The sequence below is a fragment of the Streptomyces sp. NPDC127197 genome (assembly GCF_042672405.1).
Classification (GTDB): Bacteria; Actinomycetota; Actinomycetes; order Streptomycetales; family Streptomycetaceae; genus Streptomyces; species Streptomyces flavusporus.
Genome location: NZ_JBHXVG010000040.1, coordinates 1 through 25746, shown reverse-complemented (window position 1 = coordinate 25746; position 25746 = coordinate 1). Strand labels below are relative to the sequence as shown.

The window sequence follows — 25746 nt, the reverse complement described above, 5'->3', positions numbered from 1 at the left end:
TTCCGGCGGGTACGGCAGACGTGCGTCCGACGCCGGACATGACGAAGGGGCGCCCGTCGCCGACCGGCCGGGCGCCCCTTGCGCGCGCGTCACTTGTTCAGGTACGTCCAGAACTCGTCGAACGACATGCGCTTGTCGCCGTCGAGGTCACGGCTGGCGATGACGGCCTCGGCGATCCCCTGGGTGACGTTCCAGTCGCCCTCCTGCGTCAGAGCGGTCCTGAACTCGGCCGCGGTGATCACACCGTCACCGTCCGAGTCGATCCGCTCGAACTGCTTGCGCGCTTCCTCGATGTCCGCCACCGATTCGCCCCTCGTCTCATGCTGTGTCCGTCGTGCTGACGAAGGTCAGATTAACGGTCCGGGTGAGCGCGCAACGCGGCGACCACCCAGGAGAACTCCTCCTCGTGCGCAGGCCGGCGTTCGAGGCCGTTCACGACGGCCGAGAGCTCGCGGTACCGGGCGACCCGCACGTTCGAGGCCGCCGTCAGGCGCTCGAGCACGGCGGCCCGATCGGCGTTGCCGAGCAGGCCGCGCAGGATGTCGTCGGCCTCCGGGGCGTCCGGGGCGACGCCCTTGCGCAGCGCCTCCCCGGCGAGCTGCACCAGGCGGCTCATGAACCACAAGGACGTGCCCGCCGGGATCTCCGGTCCGCGGTCGGCCGCGTTGAACTCGACCATCCTGCGCATCAGTGCCCGGAAGTCCGGGTCCTGGATCAACTCGGCGAGCTCCACCCATGCGTCCACCTGCTCGGGCGTCGGGTCGTCGGGCAGCTCCGCCGCCGCGAACCGCAGCCGGGTGCGGATGTCGGGGTCGGCCGTGTCGAGGCCGTCGAAGATCTCCGCCATGAAGTCCTCGACGATCCGTCTCCGCTCGGCGGCCGACAGCCGTGCCAGCTTGTTCATCAGGGTCATCTCCTCTGCGGTCGAGCCGCGTCGCGCCACGGTCGACAGCACCGCACGGGTCACCTTGAGCGAGCTGATCTGCGCGTCCAGCGCCGCCACGTGCGCGGCGGCGACCTCCGCCACGGTCCGCTCGCCGGCCAGCACCTTGCGGACGTCGTCCAGGCCGAGACCCAGCTCACGCAGGGTGCGGACCAGTTCGAGGCGGGCGACGGACCCGGCGTCGTACAGCCGGTAGCCGCCCGCGGAACGGGTCACCGGGGGCAGGGCGCCCTCGTCGGACCAGTAGCGGATGGTGCGGACCGTCAGCCCGGTCGCCCGGGCCAGCTCGCCGATGGTGAAAAGTGCGGTGCCGTTGTCGATCACGTCTGCGAGTCTGGGCCTTCCAGTGGGTGGAGACTCAAGGAGCGGGGGCGCGTTCGTGGCGGAGACTCTGCGGGGCATTCTGGACGCGGCGGCGCGGGGCGTCTTCCCGCCCGCGGACGGCGGCACGACGATCGTGCCCCAGCCCTCTCACCGGGACGCCGGTGTCCTCGCCTTCACGGCGCACTCCGTCGTCTTCACGGACGAGGACCCGGACTGGGTGCGGGCCACGCTGGCCGCCGTCGGCTGCGACCCGCTCGCCGCGACCATGAACGCATGGTTCCATGCGGCCTTCATGGAGCGTACGGGGCGTGGGACGGACACCATCGACGTGATGACGGTGGGTTCACCGCTCCCGGGCGGACCGTCCCTCGCCCTGACGGAGATCGCCGACCCCGGGCATCCCCGAGTGGTCAGTTCCCGCAGGCGGCGTGACGACGTGCGGGTGTGGGCGGCGGACGGCGGCGTGCTCGTCCTGGGGCGGGGGATCGCGGGGCGGCTGGAGGTCGCGGTGGAGGTGGCGGAGGCGGTACGCCATCGAGGGCTGGGGCGTCGGCTGGCGGTGGCGGCTCGGCAGCTGTCCGGGGGCGAGCCCGTGTGGGCCCAGGTGTCGGCGGGCAACGCCCGTAGCCTGCGGGCGTTCCAGGCGGCCGGTTACCGTCCGGTGGGGTCGGAAGCGCTGTTCCTCACGCGTTGACGCGGCTGCGCTCTCAGCGGTCCACCACCCGCATCTCGAACCATGTCGTCTTTCCCCGGGGCAGCAGGTCGACGCCCCAGCGGTCGGACAGCTTGTCGACCAGGTCGAGCCCGCGGCCGCTGACGTCCATCTCCTGGACCGGCATCAGACAGGGCAGCCCCCGGGACGGGTCGCGGACCTCGATGCGGATCCAGCCGGGCCGGCGGCGCATACGGAGGCCGAAGACCCGGGCGCCGGTGTGCCGTACGGCGTTGCCGACGAGCTCCGAGACCAGTAAGACGGCGTCCTCGGTCACCTTCGGTGGCAGGCCCCAGTGGCGCAGGACCACCACCTGGGCGAGTCGGCGCGCGGTGGCCGCGGACTCCGGGCGGGACGGGAGCGGAACCTCCGCCTTTGTCGGGTTGCCGAACAACTCGAGCGCCTTGAGCGCCCGTTCGTCCTCGACCGCGGGCGACCAGCGCGCCACGGTCGCACGGCCGCGTCCCTGCGGCTGTTCGATGCCCTCGAGCCCCGCCATGCCCCCATCATGGCCGCCCGGCACGGCCTCCGGGGCCGTTCCTGAGGAATACGCCCCCCGGAATACCTCATTCCGGGCGATCCGTTCGGCATATGCCGCTGGCAGTTCGGAGCCGCTCGCAGCCCCTCCGACCTGCGGAGAAGGGTCGGTTGACGGCAAAGGACCGGCTCCCTCGAGAAGGCAGGCTTAAGGTTGCCTTAAGGCTTCCATAAACCGCCCCATCGAGGGACCCGGATCAGACACCGCGTCAATTGCAAGTGCTTCAGCGGCGTTGCCCCGGCGAGTCCGGGAGGAACTCAGAGGAACTTCGCCTTGCCCGGCCCCTCCTCCACGAAGCTGCGCATCCCGCGCTCCCGGTCCTCCGTCGCGAACAGCCCGGCGAACCAGTTCCGCTCGACGGCGAGTCCGGTCTCGATGTCGGTCTCCAGGCCCGTGTCGACCGACTCCTTCGCCGCGCGCAGCGCGAGCGCCGGACCCTGCGCCAGCTTCGCCGCCCACGCGTGCGCCGTCTCGTAGACCTCGGCCGCCGGGACGACACGGTCCACCAGGCCCAGCGTCAGCGCCTCGTCGGCCTTCACCATCCGGCCGGTGAAGATCAGGTCCTTGGCCTTCGACGGGCCGACCAGCCGGGCCAGCCGCTGGGTGCCGCCGGCACCGGGGATCAGGCCGAGCAGGATCTCCGGCTGGCCCAGCTTGGCGTTGTCGGCGGCGATACGGTAGTCCGCGCAGAGGGCGAGTTCGCAGCCGCCGCCGAGCGCGTAGCCGGTGACGGCGGCGACGACCGGCTTGGGGATGCGGGCGACGGCGGTGAAGGAGTCCTGCAGGGCACGGGCGCGCAGGACCATCGCGGTGTGGTCCATGGCCTGCATCTCCTTGATGTCCGCGCCGGCCGCGAACACCTTCTCGCCGCCGTACACGACCACGGCGCGCACATCCTCGCGGCGCGCGGCCTCTTCGGCGAGTTCCTTGAGCCGGTCCTGCGTGGCGACGTCGAGCGCGTTCATGGGCGGGCGGTCGAGACGGAGGGTGCCGACGCCTTCGGCGACTTCGAGATTCACGGTCATGCAAGGAGGTTAACGGGGACTAACGACAATCGGCCCCGGTGCCATACGTCACACCGGGGCCGTCCGCCGAACACGTCTGCCGAAGACGTCTACGCCTTCCACTTCTCCCACGACATGTTCCAGCCGTTGAGCCCGTTGTCCGGGTCCACGGTCCGGTCGTTGGAGTTCTTGACGACGACCACGTCGCCGAGCATCGAGTTGTTGAAGAACCAGGCCGCCGGCGCGCCCTTGTCCCAGCCGCCGCGCACATCGCGCAGGCCGATGCAGCCATGGCTGGCGTTGTAGCTGCCGAAGGCGCCGCCGGCCCAGTAGTTGCCGTGCAGGAAGGTGCCGGAGGTGGTCAGGCGCAGGGCGTGCGGGACGTCCTTGATGTCGTACTCACCGCCGTAGCCGACCGTCTCGCCGTTCATCCGGGTCACCACGTGCTTCTCGCTGATGACCATCTGGCCGTTCCAGGTCTCCATGCCCGCCTTGCCGGTGGTGACCGGGATGGTCTTGACGACCTTGCCGTCCCGCATGACCTTCATGGTGAGCTTCTTGGCGTCGACGACGGAGACCTGGTTGCGGCCGATGGTGAAGGAGACGGTCTTGGCCTGCTCGCCGTAGACGCCGGGACGGCCCTCGACGCCGTTCAGATTGAGGTCGACGGTGACCTTGGTGCCGGCCTTCCAGTACTTCTCTGGCCGGAAGTCGAGGCGGTCGTTGCCGAACCAGTGGCCCTCGACCTCGACGGCCGGCTCGGTCTTTATCCTTATCGCCTTCTCGACGTCCTCGGGGTTGGTGATGCCCCGGGTGAAGTTCAGGGAGAAGGGCATTCCGACGCCGACCGTGGAGCCGTCCTCGGGGGTGAAGTGGCCGATGAACGTGTTCTGCGGCGTCAGGGTGGTGAAGTCGGAGTCCTCAGCGCTCTTCCGGCCGGCGGAGTCCTCGGCGACCGCGTGCACCTGGTACTTGGTGGCGGAGGCCAGGTGGGTGGACGGCGTCCAGGTGGCGCCGTCCTTGGATATCTCGCCGGCTATCTCGGCGCCCTTGGCGTCCTTGACGACGACCTCGGTCAGCTTGCCCTTGGCTGCGGTGACCTTGAGGGCGCCGCTGGTGTCGACGGACTTGGCGCCGTCCTCGGGGGCTATGGTGACGGCCGCCTCGGACTGCTTGCTCTCGGTCGTGGCGGTCCCCTTGCCCTTGCCGCCACCGGACGCGGCTCCTGAGCCCGAGTCCGAGCCGCCGCACGCCGTCACGGCCAGCAGCAGCGCGCCGGCGATCAACGCCGGCAGCCGTCTGCGTCCGCGCCCACCGCGCGCGTCAACCGAAGCCCCCGATATCGGTCGCACGTTCAAGTTGTTCTCCCCTCAACGGGCCCCGGACCGGGCCCTCGTACGGGCCTCGTCGGACCCGCCTCCCCCGCGCGTCCCGCGCGCACGGCGCATATTAACCACATGACCAGGGGGGTCGGAGCCGCACGAGTGTCACCGTTCCGTCCCAACATCGACAACCCGTGCGACCGCCAAGCCGCCGTGCCGAAGGGTCACTTCACAGCACTGCCCGCTTTCCACGCATTCCATCCCATGTTCCAGCCGCCGAGCCCGTTGTCGGGAGCGACCACCTCGTCCTTGCTGTTGACGATCTCGACGACGTCGCCGACAAGGGTGCGGTCGAAGAACCAGCCCGCCGGAGTGTCCGAGCTGCCGCCCTTCACATCGCGCAGCCCCACACAGCCGTGGCTGACGTTGGACCGGCCGAAGACGTCGGCGGACGACCAGTAGTTGCCGTGCAGGAAGGTGCCGGAGTCGGTGAGCCGCATGGCGTGCGGGACGTCCGGGATGTCGTACTCGCTCTTGCCGTCGGGCTTGCGGAAGCCGACGGTGGCGCCGTTCATCCGGGTCACCTCGTGCATGTCGGTGACCACCATCTTGCCGTTGTACGTCGTCGTCTTCGGTGCCCCGGCGGAAATCGGCACCGTGGCCAGCAGCTCGCCGTCCCGGCTGACCTCCATGGTGTGTGCGGCCGCGTCGACCAGTGAGATCTGGCTGCGGCCGACGGTGAAGGTGACCGTCTTGTACTGCACGCCGTAGACGCCGGGCGCGCCCTCCACGTCCCTGAGGCGGAGCGCGACGGTGACCTCGGTGCCGGGGCTCCAGTACTTTTCGGGGCGGAAGTCGAGGCGGCCCTTGCCGAACCAGTGGGGGCGGATCTCGACGGCCGGTTTCGCGCTGACGTGGACGGCGCGTTCGACGGCGGCGCGGTTGTCGATCTCCCGGTTGAACTCCAGGGAGACGATCATGCCGGTGCCGACTGTGGAGCGGTTCTCCGGGGTGACGTACGCGATGAAGCGTTCCTTGGGGACATACGTCGTGAAGGTGGCGTGCCGGGCCGAGCGGCGGCCGTCGGAGTCCCGGGCGACCGCATGGACCGTGTACTCGGCGGCCAGCGCGAGTTTCTTGTCGTCGGGTGTCCAGCGCCGGCCGTCCGCGGAGATGCGACCGGGCACCGGGGTCTCCTGGGCGTCCTGGGACTTGACGACGTCGACCGATTCCAGGCGACCGCCGGGCACCCGTACGGACAGCGTCTCGTCGGGGCGGACGCCCTTGCTGCCGTCGTCCGGCGAGATGCTGATGACGTGCTCGGGCGTCGGGGGTTTGCCGAGCGTGCCGAGCCCGCTCAGGCCGCCCGAAGTGCAGCCGGCGGCTCCCGCCAGCAGTCCAGCCCATGTCAGTACGGCGGCCAGTGCGGCCCTCGCGCGCCGCGCGCGCCCATGTACGTGCCTCACAAACATGCCCAACGATCGGGCCCGCCCTGGGGAAACGTGAGTGCGAGCCAAGCTCTGGGCAGAACAGTGGGGAGGACGACGCGACGGGGGATGCGGAGGGACGCCGCCGCCCTTTTCGCCAGTCGTTCCATGAGCCGTGGGAGGCTGACAGGTGTCCAGCGCAGCCGAGCAGGAGGCGGTGGCGGAGCAAGGCGCCGCCGGACAGCAGGGCCCGGCCGCCGCCGTGAACGGCGTGCAGCGCAGGGCGCCCGAGGTGCCCGTGTGGCCGGGTGCGCCGACGCCTCTGGGAGCCCGTTTCCGGGTCGGCCCGGACGGCGTGGCGGGCACCAACTTCGCGCTGTGGGCGGGCGGGGCGGAGGCGGTCGAGCTGTGTCTGTTCGACGAGGAGGGCGGTGAGACCACCGAGCGCCGGCACCGCCTCACCGAGCTGACGCACGAGATCTGGCACGGCTTCGTACCGGGAGTCATGCCGGGGCAGCGGTACGGCTATCGGGTGCACGGCCGCTGGGATCCGTGGACCGGCGGCCGCTGGAACCCGGCGAAGCTGCTGCTCGACCCGTACGCGCGCGCGGTGGACGGCGACTACGCCGCGTTCGGGTTGTCACCCGAGGTGTACGGGCACGTCCGTGACTGGCCGCAGCAGCAGGTCGCGGACACCGTGCGCGACGAACGGGACTCGGCGCCGTACGTCCCCAAGGGCGTGGTGGTCCACGACGACGCGCCCGACGACGAATGGATGGACGACCGCCGCCCCAAGACGCCGTGGGCGGACTCGGTGATCTACGAACTGCACGTGCGCGGATTCACCCGACTGCACCCCGGCATCCCCGAGGAACTGCGGGGCACCTACGCGGGCCTGGCCCACCCCGCTGCCATCGAGCACCTCACGAAGCTGGGCGTCACGGCGGTCGAGCTGCTGCCCGTCCACCAGTTCGCCCACGAGGACCACCTGCTGCGCCGCGGCCTGAGGAACTACTGGGGGTACAACTCGATCGGCTATTTCGCCCCGCACGCCGCGTACGCCGCCTCCGGCACGCGCGGCCAGCAGGTCGGCGAGTTCAAGCGCATGGTGCGCGCCCTGCACTCGGCCGGCATCGAGGTCATCCTCGACGTCGTCTACAACCACACCGCGGAGGCGGGCGAGCTGGGCCCGACGCTGTCCCTGAAGGGCATCGACAACCGCGGCTACTACCGCCTGCAGTCCGACGCCCGCCGCTACGCCGACTACACCGGCTGCGGCAACACCCTGCACGTCGTCCAGCCGCATGTGCTGCGCCTGATCACGGACTCGCTGCGCTACTGGGTGACCGAGATGGGCGTGGACGGCTTCCGGTTCGACCTGGCAGCCGCGCTGGCCCGCTCCATGCACGACGTCGACATGCTGTCGCCGTTTCTGGCGGTCATCGCGCAGGACCCGGTGCTGCGCCGGGTGAAGCTGATCGCCGAACCCTGGGACGTCGGCTCCGGCGGCTACCAGGTGGGTGCCTTTCCCCCGCTGTGGACGGAGTGGAACGACCGCTATCGCAACGCCGTACGGGACTTCTGGCGGCACGCACTGCCGGACGTCCGGGAGATGGGCTACCGGCTGTCGGGGTCGAGCGACCTGTACGCATGGGGCGGCCGACGGCCGTACGCCTCGGTCAACTTCATCACCGCGCACGACGGTTTCACCCTCCGGGACCTCGTGTCGTACGAGCGCAAGCACAACGAGGCGAACGGCGAGGGCAACCGGGACGGCTCGGACGACAACCGGGCGTGGAACTGCGGGGTCGAGGGCGAGACGGACGACGAGCGGATACGGGCGCTCAGGCGGCGCCAGTTGAGGAACCTGCTGACCACACTGCTGCTGTCGACCGGCGTGCCGATGCTGGTCGCGGGCGACGAGCTGGGGCGGACCCAGCGCGGCAACAACAACGCGTACTGCCAGGACAACGAGATCAGCTGGCTGGACTGGGGACTGCTGGAGGACCCCGGCTGGAAGGCCCTGTTCGAGCTGACCTCCCGGCTGATCAAGCTGCGACACCGGCATCCCGTACTGCGCCGGCGGGCGTTCTTCTCCGGACGCGCGCACTCCGCGGACGGGCTCAGGGACCTGGCCTGGTTCACCCCGCGAGGCACGGAGATGACGGAAGGGGACTGGTACGCGCCCGCGGCCACGCTCGGCATGTATCTGTCCGGGCGGGACATCCCGGGGCGCGACGAGCGGGGGGCGCCGATCCTCGACGACAGCTTCCTGGCCGTGCTGCACGCCGGGGAGCGGCCGGTGAGCTTCGTACTGCCGGGGCCGCCCTGGGCGGAGCACTACGAGGTGATCGTCGACACCTCGCGGGAGGAGCAGGGCGATGAACCGGGCGTGGTGCACCGGGCGGGGGTGACGATCACGGTGCCGGGGCGGGCGGTGCTGTTGCTGAAGGTGGGGTGAGGCTGTTGCTGGAGGTGGGTTGAACGCCGTTGCCGAAGGTGGGTTGAACGCCATTGCTGAGGGTGGGTCGAGTCAAAACTCGGTGGGCGTTGTCAGTGGCTGTCCGTAGGCTCGCCACTGATGCCCACGACACGTGCCACCCCGACCGAGGACCGCTCCACCGTCCGCTCGCTGCTGCGCCTGTGGCCCTATGTCCGGCCGGTGCGGGCGCGGCTGTTCACCGCCGCGTTCGTCGCGATACTCGCGTCCTGCACGGGGCTGGTGATCCCGCTCGTCCTGAAGTGGCTCGTGGACGGGCCGGTCGCCGACCGGGACCCGGCGGGGGTGTGGCTCGGGGCGTTGTATCTGCTGCTGCTCGGGCTGGCCGAGGCGCTGCTGTTCGGGCTGCGGCGGTGGCTGGTGGCGCGGCCGCTGGCGGGGGTCGAGGCGTCGATGCGGGCGGATCTGTACCGGCATCTGCAGCGGCTGCCGGTGGCGTTCCACGACCGGTGGCCCTCGGGGCAGTTGCTGTCCCGGGGCACGACGGATCTGATGCTGCTGCGGATGTTCCTCGCCTTTCCGCTGACGTTCCTGCTGGTCAACGGTGTGACGATCCTGGTCGGCGTGATCATCATGCTGGCGCAGGATCTGATGCTCGGGCTGGTGATCCTGGGGCCCGCCGTGCCGGTGGTCGTCACCTGTGTGATCTTCGAGAAGCGGTATGCGGAGGTGGCGCGGCGCGCACAGGACCAGGTGGGTGATCTGACGACGGTCGTCGAGGAGGGCGTGCTCGGCATCCGGATCATCAAGGGGTTCGGCCGGCATCGCAGTCAGGCACGGGCGTTCCGGGAGCTGTCGCGGACGCTGCGGGGGACGGAACTGCACAAGGCGCGGCTGCTGGCGACGATTCTGGGCGTCATCGTGACGTTGCCGGAGGTGGCGATCGGGGCGGCGCTGGTGTTGGGGGCGGTGCAGGTTGCGGACGGGGGGTTGTCGGCGGGGACGCTGGTGGCGTTTTTGTCCACGGCGCTTGCTCTTCGGTGGCCGGTGGATTCCATTGGCTTCTTGCTGGCGATGAGTCAGGAGGCGGCGACGGCTACTGAGCGGTACTTCGAGGTGCTGGACGCTGCGGCTGAGGAGGAGCGCGGCCCGGCGTTGCCGGGTGCCGCTGCGCCCACCCGTGCCGCCCCAGCGGCACGACTGCCCGCAGCTCGGGCCGGACTGCGTTTCGAGGCCGTCACCTTCCGGTACCCCGACGCCCCCGTCGGCTCGCCCCCCGTGCTCGAGCGCATCGATCTTCACATTCGTCCCGGCGAGTCCATGGCGCTCGTCGGGGCCACCGGTAGTGGGAAGACCACGCTGACTGCGCTGGTCCCCCGGTTGCACGAGGTGACCTCCGGGCGGATCACGCTGGACGGGGTGGACATCACGGCCATGTCCCGTCAGGAGCTGCGGTCCAGGGTCGCCGTCGCCTTCGAGGAGCCCACGCTGTTCTCGGCGAGCGTCGGGGAGAACGTCCTCATGGGCGCCGCCGACGGTGCCGGAGCCGCCGAGCTGGACCGTGCCCTCGCCGTCGCGCAGGCCGGGTTCGCGCACGCGTTGCCGCAGGGTACGGACACGCAGGTCGGTGAGCAGGGTCTGAGTCTGTCCGGCGGCCAGCGGCAGCGGCTGGCGCTCGCCCGGGCGGTCGTGGGACGGCCGGAGTTCCTGGTGCTGGACGACCCGCTGTCCGCGCTGGACGTGCACACGGAGGCCGCCGTCGAGGCCGCGCTGCGGGACGTCCTCGCGGCCACCACCGCCCTCATCGTGGCGCACCGCCCGTCCACGGTGCTGCTCGCCGACCGGGTGGCGCTGCTGTCCGGCGGCCGGATCGCCGCCGTCGGCACGCACCACGAACTGCTGCGGACCAACGCCGAGTACTCCCACCTGATGTCCGGGGCGGACCAGACGCACCAGGAGGCAGCCCGATGACCGCGTCCGCCACCTCCACCCCGGTCGCCGACGAGCCGGAGGACTCGCGCCCCCGCACGGCCGACGACCCGTTCGACAAGGACGTCCTGCCCACCCCGCCCGGCGCCACGGCCGCCCTGCTGCGTTCCCTGCTCGCGCCGATGAAGGCCCGTGTCGCGCTGACCACGCTTCTGCTGCTGCTCCAGCAGGCGGCCGTGCAGGCGGGCCCGCTGCTTGTGGCGTACGCCATCGACAACGCCGTACCGGCGTTCCGCGACCAGGACCACGGGCCGCTGATCGCGGTGGCGGTCGGCTATCTGCTGTGCGCACTGGCCTCCGGCGGGCTGCAGTACGCGTTCGTGGCCGCCTCCGCCCGGGTCAGCCAGGATGTGCTGCTGGACCTGCGCGGCCGGATCTTCCGGCACGCCCAGGCGCTGAGCATCGACTTCCACGAGCGCTACACCTCGGGCCGGCTGATCTCCCGCTCCACCACGGACGTCGAGTCGCTGCGCGAGCTGCTGGAGGAGGGCCTCCAGGAGCTGGTGATGGTCATCCTGTCCTGCGTGTACGTCGCGGCGATCCTGCTCTGGCTGGATCTGGGGCTCGGCGCGGTGGCGGTGGCGTCGTTCGTGCCGCTGTGGGGGCTCGTACGGCTGTACCAGCGGCGGGCGCGGCGGGTGTACCGGCAGCGGTCGACCGCGATCGCCGCCGTGATCGTGAAGTTCGTGGAGACGATGAACGGCATCCGCCCGGTGCGCGCCTTCCGCCGGGAGGCCGCGAACGACGCCGAGTTCGGCGTCCTGAACCGGCGGCACGAGCGGACCAACGGGGACGCGCTGCTGGAGATGGCCCGCTATGTCGTCGGCTCGCGCATCGTGGGCAACACGGCCGTCGCGCTGATCGTGCTGTGGGGCGCCCACCGAGTGGCGGACGGCACGCTGGCGCTGGGTGTGCTGGCGGCCTCGGTGCTGTACCTGCGGCGGATGTACGACCCGATCGACCGGTTCGGCATGTTCCTGAACTCGTACCAGTCGGCGGCGGCCTCGCTGGAGAAGATCGCCGGGCTGCTCGCCCAGACGCCTTCCGTGCCGGAACCGTCGGAGCCCCGGCAGCTTCCGGCCCTCGCCTCCGAACACCCCGGTCGCGAGGTCGTCTTCGACGGCGTCCGCTTCGCCTACCGCACCGGTGGCGAGGTGCTGCCCCGCTTCGACCTCACGATCCCGGCGGGGCAGACGGTCGCGGTCGTCGGCACCACGGGCGCGGGCAAGTCGACGCTGGCCAAACTGCTCGCCCGCTTCTACGACCCCTCCGACGGCCGGGTGCTGCTCGACGGGGTCGACCTGCGCGAGCTCGCGGTGCCCGAACTGCGACGCGGGGTGGTGATGGTGACGCAGGAGGCGTTCCTGTTCTCCGGCACGGTCGCGGAGAACATCGCCATCGGCCGCCCGGACGCGAGCCGCGAGGAGATCGAGCGGGCGGCGAAGGCAATCGGTGCGCACGATTTCATCAGCGCGCTGCCCGAGGGCTACGACACCGACGTCCGCAAGCGGGGCGGCCGTATCTCCGCCGGTCAGCGTCAGCTCGTCGCCTTCGCCCGGGCGTTGCTCGCCGACCCGGCGGTGCTGATCCTCGACGAGGCGACCAGCTCGCTGGACATCCCGGGAGAGCGGGCGGTGCAGCGGGCCATGGCGACGGTGCTGAAGGGGCGCACCGCGGTCGTCATCGCGCACCGGCTGTCCACGGTGGAGATCGCCGACCGGGTGCTCGTCATGGAGCACGGCCGGATCGTCGAGGACGGCAGTCCGGCCGAACTCGTCGCCGGTACCGGCCGGTTCGCGGGTCTGCACCGGGCGTGGCGGGACAGTCTGGCGTGAGCGCCGACGGGAACGGGGACGGGGACGGATGATCGACGCGTACGAGGATCCCGGCAGACCCGACTGCCGGAGCGGCGGCCGGTATCTCTGGTGGCTGGTGCGCAGCCAGCCGGGGCGGTCGGTCGCCGGGGCGGTGCTGGGCTGTGTGTCACTGGTGGCCGCGGCGGCGGTGCCGTATCTGCTGTCCCGGGCGATCGACGACGGGCTCGAGCCCGGTGACGGGACCGCGCTGGCCGGCTGGGCCGCCGCCCTGCTGGTGGCCGGGGCGCTCACGGCCTGGCTGGACATCATGCGGCACCGCATCATGACCCGGGTGCGGATGGACGCCAACTTCCGCACGGTCAAGGTCGTGGTCGGGCAGGCGGTGCGGCTGGGCTCCTCGCTGCGGCGGCAGGTCGCGGCCGGGGAGGTCGTCACGATCGGTGTGGGGGACGTGCAGACCATCAGCACCTCGCTGACCGTCGTGGGGCCCGGCGTGGGCGCGGTCGTCTCGTACGCCGTGGTCGCCGGGCTGCTGCTGGCCGTGTCGCCGCTGCTGGCGGCCGTGGTGCTGCTGGGCGTGCCGGTGATCGCCGTGCTGGTCGGGCCGCTGATGGGCCGGTTGCAGGGCGTGGAGACGGCCTACCGGGAGCGGCAGGGCGTGCTGACCGCGCGCATCGGCGACCTGGCGGGCGGACTGCGCGTGCTGGGCGGACTGGGCGGCAAGGACCTGGTCGGCGACGCGTTTCGCCGCGACTCGCAGCGGCTGCGGGCCGAGGGCTACCGGGTCGGGGCGGTGACCAGCTGGATCCAGGCGCTGGGCCTCGGGCTGCCGACGGTGTTCCTGGCCGTGGTGACCTGGCTCGCGGCGCGGATGGTGGCGCAGGGGGACATCACCGTGGGCGAGTTGGTGTCCGTGTACGGCTATGTGGCGGTGCTGGTGGTGCCGGTGGCGTACTTCCTGGAGTTCGGCAACCAGGTCAGCCGGGGGCTGGTGGCCGCGCGGCGGGTCGTACGGTTTCTGCGGCTGGAGCCCCTGGAGGACAGCGGCGTGGAGGATGCGCCGGCCGAGCCGTCCGTGCTGTACGACCCCGAGTCGGGAGTCCGGGTGATGCCGGGCCGGCTGACCGCGCTGGCCGGTGCGCGGCCCGCCGACTCGGCGACCGTCGTCGACCGGCTCGGGCGGTACGTCCCTTCGGCGGCGACCTGGGGTGACAGACGGCTCGACGAGGTCGCGTTGCCGCAGGTCCGGGCGCGGATCCTGGTTGCGGACCACGAGTCCGACCTGTTCGCGGGCACACTGCGGGAGGTAGTGTGCGGACGCCGGGATCGGGACGACGCGGCGATCGCGCGGGCCGTGCACGCGGCCGTTGCCGACGACGTCGTGCAGGGCCTGCCGGACGGGCTGGACTCCCGGATCGACGCGCAGGGCCGCAACCTCTCCGGCGGGCAGCGGCAGCGCGTACGGCTGGTGCGGGCGCTGCTGGCCGATCCCGAGGTGCTGCTCGCCGTGGAGCCGACGTCCGCGCTGGACGCGCACACGGAAGCCGCGGTGGCTCAGCGGCTGCGGGCGGCCCGGGACGGCCGTACGACCGTCGTCACCAGCACGTCCCCGCTGGTACTCGACCACGCGGACATCGTGTACTTCCTGGTCGACGGCAAGGTCGCGGCCGGCGGCAGCCATCAGAGCCTGCTGGCCGAGGAGCCCGGGTACCGGGCGCTGGTGGCCCGTGACGCGGAGGAGACGGTGCGATGACAGCGGGACCGGGCCGGCTGCCGGTCGCGGAGCGGGCCGACGTACGGCGGGCCACGCTGGGGCTGGTCCGGGCGGACGGGCGGGCCTTCGCCGTCGCGGTCGCCCTCAACGCGCTGGCCGCCGGGGCCGGGCTGGCCGGGCCGTGGCTGCTCGGCCGGATCATCGACGAGGTGCGGGCGGGGGCCGGCGTCGCGGTGGTGGACCGGCTGGCGTTCGCCATCGTGCTGTGCGCACTGGCGCAGCTGCTGCTGGCGCGCTGGGCCCGGTACGTGGGGCACCGGTTCGGCGAGCGGACGCTGGCCCGCATCCGGGAGGGCTTCGTCTCCCGGGCGCTCGCGCTGCCCTCCTCCGTCGTGGAGCGGGCCGGGACGGGCGATCTGACGGCCCGGGGCACGGCCGACGTCGCCGCCGTGGGCGCCACGCTGCGCGATGCCGGGCCCGAGCTGCTCGTCGCCTTCATCCAGGCGGCGTTCCTGCTCGGCGCGGTCTTCGTGCTCGACCCGCTGCTCGGCGCCCTGTCGGCGCTCTGTCTGACCCCCATCTGGTTCTCGACGCGCTGGTATCTGCGCCGGGCCCGGGACGCCTATCTCGCCGAGGGCGCGGCCACGTCGGACGTCGCCGAGATCCTCGCGGCGACCGCTGCGGGCGCCCGCACGGTCGAGGCCTTCCGGCTCGGCGAGCGGCGGACCGCCGCGAGCCGGGACGCGCTGGAGACGGCCCGCCGCACCCGGCTGCACACGCTGTTCCTGCGCTGCGCGTTCTTCATCGTCGTGGACTTCTCCTACGTCATCCCGGTGGTCGGCGTGCTGCTGCTCGGCGGCTGGCTGCACGCGGGCGGAGAGATCAGCCTGGGGTCGGTGGTGGCGGCCGCGCTGTACCTGCGGCAGTCGACCGAACCGCTCGACCAGCTCCTGGTCCGGATCGAGCAGTTGCAGAGCAGCGGCGCCTCCTTCGCCCGCGTCGAGGGCCTGGCCCGGGTGGAGCGGGCGGTCCCGGCCGACTCCCCCGACCCGGCCGACGACCGCATCGACGTCACCGGCGTGCACTACGCCTACGACCGCGGCGGCGAGGTGCTGCGCGGGGTGGACCTGACGGTGCGGCCCGGGGAGCGGCTCGCGGTCGTCGGTCCGTCCGGCGCGGGAAAGAGCACGCTGAGCAGGCTGCTGGCGGGCATCGACGCGCCGGGCGCGGGCACCGTGACGGTGGGCGGGGTGCCGGTCGCCGGTCTGGGGCCGGAGCGGCTGCGCCGCCAGGTCGTGCTGGTCACGCAGGAGCACCATGTGTTCCTGGGCACGGTCCGCGACAATCTCCTGATCGCCGAACCGGCCGCGACGGACGAGGAGTTGTGGGCCGCGCTCACCGCGGTCGGTGCCGACGGCTGGGTGCGCGAGCTGCCCGACGGCCTGGACACCGAGCTCGGTACGGCAGGGCGGCGCACCGATGGCTCACAGGCCCAGCAACTCGCCCTGGCCCGGGTCGTGCTGGCCGACCCGCACACCCTGATCCTCGACGAGGCCACCGCCCTGCTCGACCCGACGACCGCCCGGCACACCGAGCGCGCCCTGGCCGCCGTGCTCGAGGGCCGTACGGTGATCGCCATCGCGCACCGTCTGCACACCGCGCACGACGCGGACCGGGTGGCCGTGATGGAGGCCGGACGCCTGTCCGAACTCGGCACGCACGAGGAACTGGTGGCGGCGGACGGTGCATACGCGAGGCTGTGGCGGACGTGGCACGGGGACCCGGCCCGGTAACACGCCAGTCCGTATACCGAACGTGAACTCCCGGACAACGAACGATTTCCGGACAAGTTTTTGACGCGCTCCTGACAGTAAGCGCTCCTCGGTGCCACGCTTCCCACGGCCACTTCACAGCAACCCCACCGATCCGCCGCTGTGTTGTCTCCCGGCCATCCGCACCTGGTTTCGCGTTCTGCCCGGGCGGCCCACCCGCCGTCCGGATCTCCCCTGGCCGCGTGATCCGCGGCCATGCAGAAGGAGTCAGTGTTGAGAAGCAGTTCCTCTCGCAGACGCACCTCCCACACCGCCCCCCGTCGAACCCCCCGCCGAACCGCCGCCGTCGTCCTCGTCGGCGTGTCCGCCCTGATCGCCGCGGCCGTCCAGTCGGGCGCCGCCACCGCAGCACCGGAGAAGGCACCGTCGGCTGCGGGCAAGGTCATACCGGGCGCCGAGTCCGTCAAGCTGTCCCCCGCCCAGCGCGCCGAGCTGATACGCGAGGCCAGCGCCACCAAGGCGGACACCGCGAAGGACCTGGGCCTCGGCGCCAAGGAGAAGCTGGTCGTCCGTGACGTCGTCAAGGACGGCAACGGCACGGTCCACACGCGCTACGAGCGGACGTACGACGGCCTCCCCGTCCTCGGCGGAGACCTGGTCGTCGAGACCGCGAAGTCCGGCGAAACCGAGGCCGTAGTCAAGGCGACCCGCGCCGCCATCAAGCCGGCGACCATCACGGCCGCCGTACCCGCCGCCAAGGCCGAGAAGCAGGCGCTGGCCGCCGCGAAGGCGGAGGACGCCAAGAGTCCGGACGTCAACCGGGCGCCCCGCAAGGTGATCTGGGCCGCGAACGGCAAGCCGACCGTGGCGTACGAGACGGTCGTCGGCGGCTTCCAGCACGACGGTACCCCGCAGGAACTGCACGTCATCACCGACGCCACCACCGGCGAGAAGCTGTACGAGTGGGAGGCGATCGAGACCGGCACCGGCAACACGGTGTACAGCGGCACGGTCACCCTCACCACCACGCAGTCGGGGTCGACGTACAACCTCACGGACGGCGCGCGCGGCGGGCACAAGACCTACAACCTGAACCGCGGCACCTCCGGCACCGGCACCCTCTTCTCCGGCTCCGACGACATCTGGGGCAACGGCAGCCCGTCCAACCTGGAGTCCGCGGCCGCCGACGCGCATTACGGTGCCGCGCTGACCTGGGACTACTACAAGAACGTGCACGGGCGCAGCGGCATCCGCGGTGACGGCGTCGGCGCGTACTCCCGGGTCCACTACGGCAACAACTACGTCAACGCGTTCTGGTCCGACAGCTGCTTCTGCATGACGTACGGCGACGGCTCGGGCAACGCCAACCCGCTGACGTCGATCGACGTGGCCGCGCACGAGATGACCCACGGGCTCACCTCGAACACGGCCGGCCTCAACTACAGCGGCGAGTCCGGCGGCCTGAACGAGGCCACCTCCGACATCTTCGGCTCGACAGTCGAGTTCTACGCGAACAACTCCTCCGACGTCGGTGACTACCTCATCGGCGAGGAGATCAACATCAACGGCGACGGCACGCCGCTGCGGTACATGGACCAGCCGAGCAAGGACGGCGCGTCGAAGGACAGCTGGTACTCGGGCATCGGCTCGATCGACGTGCACTACTCGTCGGGCCCCGCGAACCACTTCTTCTACCTGCTGAGCGAGGGCAGCGGCACCAAGACCATCAACGGTGTCACCTACAACTCGCCCACCTCGGACGGCCTTCCGGTCACCGGCATCGGCCGCGACAAGGCGGAGAAGATCTGGTTCCGGGCGCTGACCACCAAGTTCACGTCCACGACCAACTACTCGGGCGCCCGCACCGGCACCCTCGCGGCGGCCGGCGAGCTGTACGGCACCACGAGCGCCGAGTACAAGGCGGTGCAGGACGCCTGGGCGGGCGTCGCGGTCGGGCCCCGCCCGGGCGGTGGCGGGGGCGGCGGTACGTCCTTCGAGAACACCGCCGACGTGCCGATTCCGGACAACGGCGCCGCGGTGACGTCCTCGATCCCCGTGACCGGGCGGACCGGCAACGCCCCGTCCAACCTCCAGGTCGCGGTCGACATCGTGCACACCTGGCGCGGTGACCTCGTGATCGACCTGCTGGCCCCGGACGGGACGGCGTACCGCCTGAAGAACTTCAGCTCCTCCGACTCGGCGGACAACGTGAGCGAGACCTACACGGTCAACGCGTCCTCCGAAGTCGCCAACGGAACCTGGCGGTTGAGGGTCCAGGACCAGGCGGCCCAGGACGTCGGCACCATCAACAGCTGGAAGCTGACGTTCCCGTAGGCCTGTTCGCGGTTCCCCGAAGACAGGGCGCCGTCCCGGTGGTTCAACTCCCCGGAGCGGCGCCCTCGTTCACATTCCCGAAACGTTTACCGGACAGTCGCCTTTCGGCCAACATCACCTCGGGGTCCTGACATGTACGCGCCTTGAATGCCACTCTTCCCTCACCCGCCGCACCAGCACCGATCGAATCCCCCACAGAGGAGCTTGTGTGACTCCCCTCTACGCGCGTCACCAGCGCACCACTCTGGCCATCGCCACCGCCGTGGCAGCCGGAGCCCTGCTCACCACCGGTCTGACCACCGGCAGTTCCGCGGCCGAGGCCCCGGCGCAGAGCAGCAGTAAGGCGACCCCGCTCGCCGTCCCGGTCGCGCTGGCCCCCGCAGCCCGCACCGCCCTCATCAAGGACCAGCAGGCCGAGGCGACCGAGACCGCCGACGAGATAGGCCTCGGCGCCCACGAGAAGCTGGTCGTCAAGGACGTCGTCAAGGACGCCGACGGCACCGTCCACACCCGCTACGAGCGCACCTACGCCGGCCTCCCCGTCCTCGGCGGCGACCTCGTCGTCCACGAGTCGGCCTCCGGCGCGACCGAGGGCGTCACCAGGGCGACGAAGGCCACCGTCAAGGTCGCCGGTCTCACCCCGGACATCACGAAAGCCACCGCCGAGAAGCAGGCCCTGAAGGCGGCCAAGGCCGAGGGCTCCACCAAGTCGGAGGCCGACAGCGCGCCCCGCAAGGTCATCTGGGCGGCCGAGGGCAAGCCGACACTCGCCTACGAGACGGTCGTCGGCGGCTTCCAGCACGACGGCACCCCGCAGGAACTGCACGTCATCACCGACGCCACCACCGGCGAGCAGCTCCACGAGTGGGAGGCGATCCAGACCGGCTCGGGCCACAGCCAGTACAGCGGCACGGTGACGATCGGCACCTCGCAGTCGGGGTCGACGTACCAGCTGAGCGACCCGACCCGCGGCAACAACCGGACGTACAACCTCAACCGCGGCACCTCCGGTACGGGCACCCTGTTCACCGACGCCGACGACACCTGGGGCACCGGATTGCCGTCCCACACCCAGACCGCCGCCGTGGACGCCCATTTCGGCGCCCAGGTCACCTGGGACTTCTACAAGACCGTCCTCGGCCGCAACGGCATCCGGAACGACGGCGTCGCCGCGTACTCCCGCGTCCACTACGGCAACGCGTACGTCAACGCGTTCTGGTCCGACAGCTGCTTCTGCATGACGTACGGGGACGGCGAGGGCAACAACAAGCCGCTGACGTCCCTGGACGTGGCCGGCCACGAGATGACGCACGGCGTCACGTCGAACACGGCCGGGCTCAACTACTCCGGCGAGTCGGGCGGCCTGAACGAGGCCACCTCCGACATTCTCGGCACGGCGGTGGAGTTCCACGCGGCGAACTCCTCCGACCCCGGTGACTACCTCATCGGCGAGAAGATCGACATCCGCGGCAACGGCACTCCGCTGCGCTACATGGACCAGCCGAGCAAGGACGGCAACTCGGCCGACTACTGGCGGTCGAACCTCGGCAGCCTGGACGTCCACTACTCGTCCGGCCCGGCGAACCACTTCTTCTACCTCCTGGCGGAGGGCAGCGGCACCAAGACCATCAACGGAGTCACCTACAACTCGCCGACGTCCAACGGCGCCACGGTCACCGGCATCGGCCGCGCCAAGGCCGTCCAGATCTGGTACAAGGCCCTGACCACGTACATGACGTCGACGACCCGCTACTCGGGCGCCCGTACGGCGACCCTGAACGCGGCGCGTGATCTGTACGGCTCCGGCAGCACGGAGTACAACGCGGTCGCGGCGGCGTGGTCGGCGGTCAACGTGAGCTGAGCGCAGACCTGTTGACGCAGGGCTGAGGGGCGGCACCCGGGACGAAGGCATCCCCGGGTGCCGCCTTACGCTTGGGCCCCATGTCCTTCACGTACGACGACGTCGGCGCGACCCGCGACAGCGGCTTCTGCCCGCCCGGCTTTCACCCCCTGCACGTGCGCACCCGCATCGGCGAGGGCGAGGAGGTCTTCCGCAGAGCCGCCGAGGCGGTCATGACCTGGGAGATGCACCGCGCGCTGGGCGTCGGCATCGACGCGTCGGCCGACCGCGCGGCCCCTGGCGTCGACGTCACGGTCACCCTCGCCGGAGTGATCAGGGCACCGTGCCGGGTGGTGTGGACGGTGGAGGAGTACCGGCGGGTGGGCTGGGCGTACGGGACGCTTTCCGGCCATCCGGAGTGCGGCGAGGAAGCGTTCGTGGTGGAGCGGACAGGCGACGGCACGGTCTGGCTGACCGTGAACGCCTTCAGTCGTGGGGCGAAGTGGTACGCCCGAGCGGGCGGTCCGGCCACTCGGGGGTTGCAGCATGCGTATGCGCGGCGGTGCGGGGCGGTGTTGCGGCGATTGTGCGGGGAGAGCGACTGACCCACCCGTAAGACAGGACCGGTGCCAAGCTGGGCTGCACTTGAACCGCCGAGCCTGACACAGCCTCGGCCGGCACGCTTCCCTGCGTGCCGGCCGGGGCTGTCGCACGCTCGCCTCGGCGCGCCCTACCGCATCAACACCCCCGCCCCCTCCACCACATCCTCCGACGGCACCGCCACCAGCCCCAGCTCCGCACTCGTCGCCAGCAACCGGTGTGCGGGCAGGATGCGGACCGTGTAGCCGTACGGCCCCGTCCGGTCCAGGGACAGCGGGCCCTCGTACATCCAGCGCCCCTCCGTGTCGGGGCCGCCCGCCGGTTTCAGCGGCACCGTCGTGGCGTCGGCGATGCGGTCCTCGGAGTCCACGCGGCCGGAGACGGCCTGGACCTCGATGTCGTCGAGGGCCAGGTCGCCCAGGGCGACGCGGACGCGGAGGGTGAGGGTCGTGCCCAGCTCGGCCGTTGCCGTGGTGGCGGACGTTTCGACGTGGTCGACCCGCACCGCGTGCCAGGACCTGCGCAACCGGGCCTTCCACTCGGCGAGTTCGCGCGCCGCGTCCGGGTCCATGGCGCGGTGGGCGCGGGCTGCGGGCGCGTACAGGCGCTCGACGTACTCGCGGACCATGCGGCCGGCCAGCACCTTGGGGCCGAGCAGGGTGAGCGTCTGGCGGACCATCTCGATCCAGCGGTCGGGCAGGCCGGCCGGGCCACGCTCGTAGAAGCGCGGGGTGATCCGCTGTTCGAGCAGGTCGTAGAGGGCGGACGCCTCGATGTCGTCGCGACGGTCCGGGTCGGTACCGACGCCGTCCGCGGTCGGGATGGCCCAGCCGAAGTCGGGCTGGAACCACTCGTCCCACCAGCCGTCGAGGACGGAGAGGTTCAGGCAGCCGTTGAGGGCCGCCTTCATGCCCGACGTGCCGCAGGCCTCCAGCGGGCGCAGCGGGTTGTTCAGCCAGATGTCGCAGCCGGGGTAGAGCTTCTGCGCCATCGCCATGCCGTAGTCGGGCAGGAAGACGATCCGGTGGCGTACGCGCGGGTCGTCGGCGAAGCGGACGAGTTCCTGGATGAGCCGCTTGCCGCCGTCGTCCGCGGGGTGTGCCTTGCCGGCCACCACGATCTGGACCGGGCGTTCCGGGTGCAGCAGCAGGTCCATCAGGCGGTCGCGGTCGCGCAGCATCAGCGTCAGGCGCTTGTACGACGGGACGCGGCGGGCGAAGCCGATCGTCAGGACGTCCGGGTCGAGCACGCCGTCGATCCAGCCCAGCTCGGCCGTGCCCGCGCCGCGTTGCCGCCAGGAGGCGCGCAGCCGTTCCCGTACCTCCGTCACGAGCTGCTCGCGCAGGGTGCGGCGCAGCTCCCAGATGTCCTGGTCGGGGATGTCCGCGACAGCGTCCCAGCGGTCCGAACCGCCGTCGCTGAAGGCGTCCTCGGCACGCTCGACGCCGATCTGCCGGGCGCCGAGCTGGAACACCTCGGGGGCGATCCAGGTCGGGGCGTGCACGCCGTTGGTGACGGAGGTGATCGGCACCTCGTCGGGGTCGAATCCCGGCCACAGTCCGGAGAACATCTCCCGGCTGACGTTGCCGTGCAGCAGGGAGACCCCGTTGGCGCGCTGGGCCAGGCGCAGGCCCATCACGGCCATGTTGAAGAGGTTGGGTTCGCCGCCGGGGTAGGTCTCCATGCCGAGCTGGAGGATGCGTTCGACGTCGATGCGCGGGAGTTCGGCGTCGGGGCCGAAGTGGCGGGCGACGAGTTCGCGGTCGAAGCGGTCGATGCCGGCCGGGACGGGGGTGTGGGTGGTGAAGACGGTACCCGCGCGGACCGCTTCCAGCGCCGAGTCGAACTCCAGCCCGACATCGGAGAGTTCGGCGATCCGCTCCAGGCCGAGGAAGCCGGCGTGGCCCTCGTTGGTGTGGAAGACCTCGGGCTCGGGGTGGCCGGTGAGCCGGCAGTACGTCCGTACCGCCCGGACCCCTCCTATGCCGAGCAGCATCTCCTGGAGCAGCCGGTGCTCGCTGCCGCCGCCGTAGAGCCGGTCGGTCACGCCGCGTTCGCCGAGGTCGTTCTCCTCGATGTCCGAGTCGAGCATCAGCAGCGGGACCCGGCCGACCTGGGCCAGCCAGATCCGGGCGCGCAGGAATCTGCCGCCGGGCAGGGCGAGGGTGACCTGGGCGGGGGTGCCGTCGGGCTCCTTGAGCAGGGCCACCGGCAGCTCGTTGGGGTCGAGGACGGGGTAGTGCTCCTGCTGCCAGCCGTCCCGGGAGAGGGTCTGGCGGAAGTAGCCGTGCCGGTAGAGCAGCCCGACCCCGATCAGCGGTACGCCGAGGTCGCTGGCCGCCTTCAGGTGGTCGCCGGCCAGGATGCCCAGGCCGCCGGAGTACTGGGGCAGAGCGGCGGTGATGCCGAACTCGGGTGAGAAGTAGGCGACGGCGGCGGGGAGTTCACCGGACTGTGTCTGGTACCAGCGGTCGCCGGTGACGTAGTCGTGGAGATCGTCGGCCACCGTGGTGAGGCGGCGCAGGAAACGGCGGTCCTCGGCCAGCTCGGCCAGCCGCTCGGGCGGCACGCTGCCGAGGAGCCGTACGGGATCGGCGCCCGATGCGGCCCACCGCTCCGGATCGACGGACTGGAACAGATCGCGTGTCTCCGTGTGCCAGGACCAGCGCAGATTGCGTGCCAGGTCGCTCAGCGGGCGGAGGGGGTCGGGGAGAACGGGTCGGACCGTGAATCGACGGATCGCCTTCACATTCCACCTCGTCGTGCGTGCGGAAGGACGCACAACGGTGTGCGTCCCGTAGTCATATCGACGGTAGTGGTTACCCGGCGTCGCCGTGGCCGACTCCTGGCGCACCGGCTCGGGTCGGGCCGGTCATGCCCCAAGCCGACCGAAATCCGCCGCAACCTTTACTCATCCCCATGGCCGATATGGCCGATTCCGCCCCCACAGGCCTCCTTGTGGCGCTTCACCCGGCACGAGAGGCTGCCAACCGGCGTACCGGCCGGTGAGCGGGTGCACGCGGTCGTCGGCGGTTGCCGTACGCCGAGTCGAGGAGGGGAACTCGGACCATGGCACGGACGCGAACACGGCGTCTGCGCTGGGCGGGTGGCCTCACCGCGGTGACATGTGCCGCGGTGTTTTCGGCCACCGTTCCGCCCGCGCAGGCCGCGCCGGAGGGGCGGATACTCGGCGCCGGAGAACCCGGCGCCGTCAGCGGCAGCTACCTGGTGACGCTGAAGGGGGGAACGAAGGCTCCGTCGGCGGCCGGGAAGGGCATCGCCGAGAAGTACGGGGCGAGAATCAGCCACACGTACGGCACGGTCCTGAACGGCTACGCGGTGCGGGCCGGCGAGAGACAGGCGAAGCGGCTCGCAGCCGACCCGCGCGTCGCCTCCGTCACCCAGGACACCCGTGTGGTCGCCGACCACACCCAGAAGAACCCGCCGTCCTGGGGCCTGGACCGCATCGACCAGCCCAACCTGCCGCTGGACAAGAGCTACACCTGGCCGGAGTCGGCGGGCAGCGGGGTGACGGTGTACGTGATCGACACCGGCATCCGCATCTCCCACAAGGACTTCGGCGGCCGGGCCGGTTACGGCTGGGACTTCGTCGGCGGCGACAGGTCCGCCGGGGACGGCAACGGACACGGCACGCATGTCGCCGCGACGGTCGCCGGCAAGAGCTTCGGTGTCGCCAAGAAGGCCAAGGTCGTCGCCGTGCGGGTACTGGACAACGCCGGTTCCGGTACGACCGCGCAGGTCATCGCCGGTATCGACTGGGTGACCAGGCACGCCCGCAAACCGGCTGTCGCCAATCTCAGCCTGGGCGGCTTCTACAACGCCCAACTGGACGCCGCCGTACGCACGTCCATCGCGTCGGGTGTCACGTACACCGTCGCGGCGGGCAACGACGGCCTCCCGGCCGGCCTGTACTCCCCCGCGGGCGTACAGCAGGCGATCACCGTCGGCGCCACGAGCCGCACGGACGCCCGGGCGTCCTTCTCGAACTACGGCTCCGCACTGGACCTGTTCGCCCCGGGCGTGGCGATCACCTCCGCGTCCCACAAGAGCAACACCGGCACGGCGACCTTCTCCGGTACGTCGATGGCGTCGCCGCACGCCGCGGGCGTGGCCGCGCTGTATCTGGCCGGCCATCCGAAGTCCACACCGGCGCAGGTTTCCAAGGCGCTTGTGGCGGGGGCGGTTTCCGGCAAGGTCTCCGGTCGCGGCCTGGGTTCACCGAACAAACTTCTCCAGGTACCGCGGTCGTAGCGTCACATTCCAGCCGTGACGCCAGTATCGGCCCCGTTCGTCTCGAACGGGGCCGGTCTTGTGCGTAGACATACGCGTGAGTAGTTAACAAAGTGCCGGATTGCCCACCCGAACAGGGTGGGAAGGCTCCTGCGGTACGCCCCCACCGGCACATCCCGCACGACCCACCTCCCCACAGCCATCCGCCCACCCACGTTGACGCGGACAGGAGCGGTGATGCCCGCCACGCACCACTCGTCAGCACCCCTGACATCGAGCCCCGAAAGCAGCCCCGAAAGCCCCGAGGCACAACCCGTGCGCCCCGTCGACACCGGCCGACCGGTCCCGGAGCCGGCCTCCGTGGGCGACGCGACCACCGTCGGGCGCATACCCGTCCTCGACGTCCGCCCGATCGTCCAGCACGGGCGACGGCCCGCGAAGGCGGTGACCGGGGAGACGTTCGAGGTCTCGGCGACCGTCTTCCGGGAGGGCCATGACGCCGTATCGGCCAATCTCGTATTGAAGGACCCGGACGGCCGCCCCGGCCCGTGGACACCGATGCGTGAACTCGCCCCCGGCACGGACCGCTGGGGCGCCACCGTCACCGCCGGTGATCCCGGCCTGTGGACGTACACCGTGGAGGCGTGGGGCGACCCGGTCACCACCTGGCGCCGGACCGCCCGGATCAAGGTCCCGGCCGGGATCGACACCGGCCTGGT

Annotated in this window: 18 protein-coding genes; 11 read left to right on the top strand and 7 right to left on the bottom strand. The window is 71.2% G+C overall.

Annotated elements, in window-relative coordinates; all coding sequences use genetic code 11:
• Positions 1-89: 89 nt before the first annotated feature.
• Both ACFVJQ_RS37475 and ACFVJQ_RS37470 read right to left on the bottom strand, forming a co-directional pair.
• Positions 90-302 (bottom strand): EF-hand domain-containing protein, encoded by a 213-nt coding sequence (locus ACFVJQ_RS37475; protein WP_385513640.1) that lies wholly within the window; start codon positions 300-302, stop codon positions 90-92.
• A 50-nt stretch (positions 303-352) separates the two neighbouring features.
• Positions 353-1267, bottom strand: a complete 915-nt coding sequence (locus ACFVJQ_RS37470) for a MerR family transcriptional regulator (RefSeq protein ID WP_385513639.1) — start codon at positions 1265-1267, stop codon at positions 353-355.
• A gap of 55 nt (positions 1268-1322) precedes the next feature.
• Here ACFVJQ_RS37470 and ACFVJQ_RS37465 point away from each other — a divergent pair, with 55 nt between their 5' ends.
• The gene (locus ACFVJQ_RS37465; protein ID WP_385513638.1) at positions 1323-1961 is read left to right on the top strand and encodes a GNAT family N-acetyltransferase; all 639 of its coding nucleotides are present in this window, start codon (positions 1323-1325) and stop codon (positions 1959-1961) included.
• Between the two features lie 13 nt (positions 1962-1974).
• On the opposite strand, the gene ACFVJQ_RS37460 is transcribed toward ACFVJQ_RS37465, so the two are convergent.
• The 4 genes from ACFVJQ_RS37460 to ACFVJQ_RS37445 form a co-directional block, all read right to left on the bottom strand.
• Positions 1975-2478, bottom strand: coding sequence for an ATP-binding protein (locus ACFVJQ_RS37460; RefSeq protein ID WP_165396360.1), 504 nt, complete (start codon positions 2476-2478; stop codon positions 1975-1977).
• A gap of 296 nt (positions 2479-2774) precedes the next feature.
• Positions 2775-3542 carry an enoyl-CoA hydratase/isomerase family protein gene (locus tag ACFVJQ_RS37455; protein WP_129800477.1) on the bottom strand — a complete coding sequence of 256 codons (768 nt, stop codon included), beginning with the start codon at positions 3540-3542 and terminating at the stop codon, positions 2775-2777.
• A gap of 89 nt (positions 3543-3631) precedes the next feature.
• Positions 3632-4879: an Ig-like domain-containing protein gene (locus ACFVJQ_RS37450; protein WP_385513637.1), complete on the bottom strand. Its 1248-nt coding sequence runs from the start codon at positions 4877-4879 to the stop codon at positions 3632-3634.
• Between the two features lie 188 nt (positions 4880-5067).
• Positions 5068-6309 (bottom strand): Ig-like domain-containing protein, encoded by a 1242-nt coding sequence (locus ACFVJQ_RS37445; protein ID WP_385513636.1) that lies wholly within the window; start codon positions 6307-6309, stop codon positions 5068-5070.
• Between the two features lie 151 nt (positions 6310-6460).
• On the opposite strand from ACFVJQ_RS37445, the gene glgX reads away from it, so the two are divergent.
• The 8 genes from glgX to ACFVJQ_RS37405 all read left to right on the top strand — a co-directional run bounded on the left by glgX (position 6461) and on the right by ACFVJQ_RS37405 (position 20781).
• A complete protein-coding gene (gene glgX, locus ACFVJQ_RS37440; protein WP_385513635.1) occupies positions 6461-8731 on the top strand; it encodes a glycogen debranching protein GlgX in 2271 nt (756 codons plus the stop codon).
• Positions 8732-8851: 120 nt separating this feature from the next.
• Positions 8852-10681: an ABC transporter ATP-binding protein gene (locus ACFVJQ_RS37435; RefSeq protein ID WP_385513634.1), complete on the top strand. Its 1830-nt coding sequence runs from the start codon at positions 8852-8854 to the stop codon at positions 10679-10681.
• Positions 10678-12534, top strand: coding sequence for an ABC transporter ATP-binding protein (locus ACFVJQ_RS37430; protein WP_385513633.1), 1857 nt, complete (start codon positions 10678-10680; stop codon positions 12532-12534). Before ACFVJQ_RS37435 ends, ACFVJQ_RS37430 begins: the two co-directional genes overlap by 4 nt.
• Positions 12535-12562: 28 nt before the next feature.
• Positions 12563-14269 (top strand): ABC transporter transmembrane domain-containing protein, encoded by a 1707-nt coding sequence (locus ACFVJQ_RS37425; protein ID WP_385790160.1) that lies wholly within the window; start codon positions 12563-12565, stop codon positions 14267-14269.
• Positions 14266-16023 (top strand): ABC transporter ATP-binding protein, encoded by a 1758-nt coding sequence (locus tag ACFVJQ_RS37420; protein WP_385513631.1) that lies wholly within the window; start codon positions 14266-14268, stop codon positions 16021-16023. The genes ACFVJQ_RS37425 and ACFVJQ_RS37420 overlap by 4 nt, the downstream gene beginning before the upstream one ends.
• A 252-nt stretch (positions 16024-16275) precedes the next feature.
• Positions 16276-18336, top strand: a complete 2061-nt coding sequence (locus ACFVJQ_RS37415; protein ID WP_385790158.1) for a M4 family metallopeptidase — start codon at positions 16276-16278, stop codon at positions 18334-18336.
• A 208-nt stretch (positions 18337-18544) separates the two neighbouring features.
• Entirely contained in the window at positions 18545-20197 is a 1653-nt protein-coding gene (locus ACFVJQ_RS37410; RefSeq protein ID WP_385790156.1) for a M4 family metallopeptidase, read from the top strand.
• An 80-nt stretch (positions 20198-20277) separates the two neighbouring features.
• On the top strand, positions 20278-20781 hold the full coding sequence (locus ACFVJQ_RS37405) for a DUF1990 family protein (protein ID WP_385513628.1): 504 nt from the start codon (positions 20278-20280) through the stop codon (positions 20779-20781).
• Between the two features lie 125 nt (positions 20782-20906).
• On the opposite strand, the gene ACFVJQ_RS37400 is transcribed toward ACFVJQ_RS37405, so the two are convergent.
• The gene (locus ACFVJQ_RS37400; RefSeq protein WP_385790154.1) at positions 20907-23525 is read right to left on the bottom strand and encodes a glycosyltransferase family 1 protein; all 2619 of its coding nucleotides are present in this window, start codon (positions 23523-23525) and stop codon (positions 20907-20909) included.
• A 320-nt stretch (positions 23526-23845) separates the two neighbouring features.
• Between ACFVJQ_RS37400 and ACFVJQ_RS37395 the strand changes: the two genes are divergently transcribed.
• The gene (locus ACFVJQ_RS37395) at positions 23846-25048 is read left to right on the top strand and encodes a S8 family peptidase (protein WP_385790152.1); all 1203 of its coding nucleotides are present in this window, start codon (positions 23846-23848) and stop codon (positions 25046-25048) included.
• Between the two features lie 216 nt (positions 25049-25264).
• Positions 25265-25746: maltotransferase domain-containing protein (locus ACFVJQ_RS37390; protein ID WP_385790150.1), on the top strand; the 482-nt coding region annotated here is incomplete at its 3' end.

Coding starts and splice junctions, on each gene's coding strand:
- ACFVJQ_RS37430 (WP_385513633.1), top strand. CDS start 10,678: ATGACCGCGTCCGCCACCTCCACCCCGGTCGCCGACGAGCCGGAGGAC.
- ACFVJQ_RS37420 (WP_385513631.1), top strand. CDS start 14,266: ATGACAGCGGGACCGGGCCGGCTGCCGGTCGCGGAGCGGGCCGACGTA.
- ACFVJQ_RS37395 (WP_385790152.1), top strand. CDS start 23,846: ATGGCACGGACGCGAACACGGCGTCTGCGCTGGGCGGGTGGCCTCACC.
- ACFVJQ_RS37455 (WP_129800477.1), bottom strand. CDS start 3,542: ATGACCGTGAATCTCGAAGTCGCCGAAGGCGTCGGCACCCTCCGTCTC.
- ACFVJQ_RS37435 (WP_385513634.1), top strand. CDS start 8,852: ATGCCCACGACACGTGCCACCCCGACCGAGGACCGCTCCACCGTCCGC.
- ACFVJQ_RS37425 (WP_385790160.1), top strand. CDS start 12,563: ATGATCGACGCGTACGAGGATCCCGGCAGACCCGACTGCCGGAGCGGC.
- ACFVJQ_RS37405 (WP_385513628.1), top strand. CDS start 20,278: ATGTCCTTCACGTACGACGACGTCGGCGCGACCCGCGACAGCGGCTTC.
- ACFVJQ_RS37460 (WP_165396360.1), bottom strand. CDS start 2,478: ATGGCGGGGCTCGAGGGCATCGAACAGCCGCAGGGACGCGGCCGTGCG.